The organism is Paracoccus sp. S1E-3, from assembly GCF_013868135.1.
In the GTDB taxonomy this organism is placed as follows: Bacteria; Pseudomonadota; Alphaproteobacteria; order Rhodobacterales; family Rhodobacteraceae; genus Paracoccus.
This window is the reverse complement of the sequence record NZ_JACEMU010000002.1, coordinates 1-322: the sequence shown is the minus strand read 5'-3', so window position 1 is coordinate 322 and position 322 is coordinate 1. Positions and strand designations below refer to the sequence as shown.

The 322-nt window shown below is 58.7% G+C and carries 2 tRNA genes; both read right to left on the bottom strand.

Features of this window, described 5'->3' with window-relative positions:
* Nucleotides 1–11: 11 nt before the first annotated feature.
* Nucleotides 12–86: transfer RNA gene (locus tag H1S04_RS00015), tRNA-Gly, on the bottom strand.
* 146 nt (nt 87–232) lie between these two features.
* Nucleotides 233–307, bottom strand: a tRNA-Gly gene (locus H1S04_RS00010).
* Nucleotides 308–322: the final 15 nt, after the last annotated feature.

Sequence of the window (322 nt, the reverse complement as noted above, 5' to 3'; positions counted from 1 at the left end):
GTCTGCGAAACTGGAGCGGGCGATGAGATTCGAACTCACGACCCTAACCTTGGCAAGGTTATGCTCTACCCCTGAGCTACGCCCGCATCAGTCTCAACTCGGTGGTTGCCCGCCGGTGAAGGGGGATTTAGGCCAGGCCGCCGCCCGGTGCAAGCAAAAAATCCATTGCCGATCCCGCTGCCGCCAAACGCAAAAGACCGGGCCAGGACCCGGTCTTTTTGATCGAAGAAACTGGAGCGGGCGATGAGATTCGAACTCACGACCCTAACCTTGGCAAGGTTATGCTCTACCCCTGAGCTACGCCCGCATCAGTCTCGACCCA